The 2271-nt window shown below is 57.6% G+C and carries 2 protein-coding genes and 1 pseudogene; all 3 read left to right on the top strand.

Going from position 1 to position 2271, the window contains the following annotated elements:
* Nucleotides 1-303 (top strand): annotated as a pseudogene (locus tag BM438_RS44485) (threonine ammonia-lyase, biosynthetic); the annotation flags it as partial.
* 23 nt (nt 304-326) lie between these two features.
* The gene (locus tag BM438_RS44480) at nt 327-1229 is read left to right on the top strand and encodes a 5'-nucleotidase (protein ID WP_093647935.1); all 903 of its coding nucleotides are present in this window, start codon (nt 327-329) and stop codon (nt 1227-1229) included.
* Nucleotides 1226-2050, top strand: coding sequence for an NADPH-dependent 7-cyano-7-deazaguanine reductase QueF (queF, locus tag BM438_RS44475; protein ID WP_093647933.1), 825 nt, complete (start codon nt 1226-1228; stop codon nt 2048-2050). The genes BM438_RS44480 and queF overlap by 4 nt, the downstream gene beginning before the upstream one ends.
* Nucleotides 2051-2271: the final 221 nt, after the last annotated feature.

The raw sequence follows: 2271 nt of genomic DNA, 5'->3' as shown, positions 1-2271 counted from the left end.
TCGAAGCAGCACATCCGCTATATGGTCGGCGGCCGCTCGCCGCTGGCGCACGACGAACGTCTGTTCCGTTTCGAGTTTCCGGAGCGTCCGGGCGCGTTGATGAAGTTTCTGTCGTCGATGGCGCCGAACTGGAATATCAGCCTGTTCCACTATCGCAACCAGGGTGCGGACTACAGTTCGATTCTGGTCGGCATTCAGGTGCCGGAAAGCGAGAACAGCGAGTTCGACCGCTTTATCACGACGCTTGGTTACCCGTGCTGGGAAGAGACGCAGAATCCCGTGTACCGGTTATTTCTCGCTTGACCTTATTGGACTAAAAGGCGCAGATGGCTCTTTCGCTTGTCGACAAACTGGTGGTGGCAATCTCGTCGCGCGCGCTGTTCGACTTCGAGGAAGAGAACTGCGTTTACGAGAAAGGCGACCTGCAGGCGTATGAAGCGTTGCAGCGCGAGCGGCTGGCTGTGCCCGCCAAACCGGGCGTCGCGTTTCCGCTGATCCGCAAGCTGCTGGCCTTGAATGCCGGCGGCCATCGGGTCGAAGTGGTGATCCTGTCGCGCAGCGATCCGATCAGTGGACTGCGCGCATTTCATTCGTGCAGGGAGTACGGGCTGGCGATCGAGCGCGGCGTGTTCACACGTGGGCGCGCGCCATTCGGTTATCTGAAGCCGCTGAACGCCTCGCTGTTTTTGTCCGCGAATCAGGACGACGTGCGCGACGCATTGGCTGCCGGATTTCCGGCCGCGCGCGTCTTGCCCGAATCGGCGAAAATGGCGAGCAAGTACCCGGACGAAATCCGGATTGCTTTCGACGGCGACGCCGTGCTGTTTTCCGACGAAGCCGAGCGTATCTTTCAGAAAGATGGCTTGCGCGCGTTCGTCGGCCATGAGATTCACAACAAGGATTTGCCGCTTGCGGATGGGCCTTTGAAGCCGTTGCTCGAAGCGCTGCACCGCCTGCAGAAACTCGCGGACGAAGCCGCACCGATGCATATTCGTACGGCATTGGTAACGGCGCGCTCGGCCCCGGCGCATGAGCGCGCGATCCGCACATTGATGGCGTGGAACATCGAAATCGACGAAGCGATGTTCCTCGGCGGCCTCGACAAGAGCGCGTTTTTGCGCGAGTTCGAGCCGGACTTTTTCTTCGACGACCAAATTGGCCATTGCGAATCGGCCCGCGTCGTGACGGCGACGGGGCACGTGCTGAGTGGCATCGTGAACGCATCATGACACCTGAACAGTCACCGCTGGGTAAGGCTTCCACTTACACCGAACAATATGACGCTTCGCTGCTCTTTCCGATTGCCCGGAAGAATGCGCGCGAGGCGATTGGGATTGGCGCGCAGTTGCCGTTTTTCGGCACGGACATCTGGAATGCTTACGAGCTTTCCTGGCTGAACGCGCGCGGCAAGCCGCAGATTGCGGTGGCGACTTTCTTTGTGCCGGCTGATTCGCCGAACATTGTCGAGTCGAAGTCGTTCAAGCTTTATCTGGGGTCGTTTGCGCAGACGGCTTTCGAGTCGATGGAAGTTGTGCGTGACACGATCAAGCGGGATGTTTGCGCTTCATGCGGAGCGACGGTGTCGGTTCATCTGGCGGCGCCGTATGAGTTCGGCAAATTGCAGATGGAAGAGTTTGACGGCTTGTCGCTGGATCGGCTCGATCTCGATACCGATGTTTATCATCCTGATGCTTCGTTGTTGAAGGCTGCGTTTGACGAGTCGCCTGTTGAGGAGACTTTGGTTTCCAACTTGCTCAAGTCGAATTGTCCTGTGACGGGGCAGCCTGATTGGGGCAGTGTGCAGATTCACTATGTTGGGCCGCAGATCGATCATGCGGGCTTGCTGAGGTACATCATTTCCTATCGGAATCACACTGGGTTTCATGAGCAGTGCGTCGAGAGGATTTTTATCGATGTGCTTAAGGCCTGCCGGCCGGTGAAGCTAGCTGTTTACGCGCGGTATACCCGCCGCGGGGGGCTGGATATTAATCCGTTCCGGACGAATTTTAATTTGCCTATGCCGGATAATTTGCGGTTGGCGCGGCAATAAATATGTGGCGGTTTTGCCTGCGCGGCGCTTTTTGTTCGTGTTCTTAGGGTGTTGGCCTTTCCTTGAATTGTTAGTGGTTTATTAGCGTTCCCCCTGTGCGGGGGGCACCTACTTTTCTTTGCCGCCGTGTATAGACCGGAGACATAGCTGACAGGTGTGCGGGGACATGGTTGACACTTCCGGGTACTAAAACGCCCGGTCCCGACCATGCCCTGGAACGC

Origin of the sequence: Paraburkholderia aspalathi, from assembly GCF_900116445.1 — a bacterium.
GTDB lineage: Bacteria > Pseudomonadota > Gammaproteobacteria > Burkholderiales > Burkholderiaceae > Paraburkholderia > Paraburkholderia aspalathi.
Note: the sequence above shows the minus strand (reverse complement) of the source record. Positions and strands in the feature narration are given on the sequence as shown.

Bases quoted from the DNA above. Each gene is read 5' to 3' on its own strand.
- BM438_RS44480 (WP_093647935.1), top strand. From the start codon at position 327: ATGGCTCTTTCGCTTGTCGACAAACTGGTGGTGGCAATCTCGTCGCGC.
- queF (WP_093647933.1), top strand. From the start codon at position 1,226: ATGACACCTGAACAGTCACCGCTGGGTAAGGCTTCCACTTACACCGAA.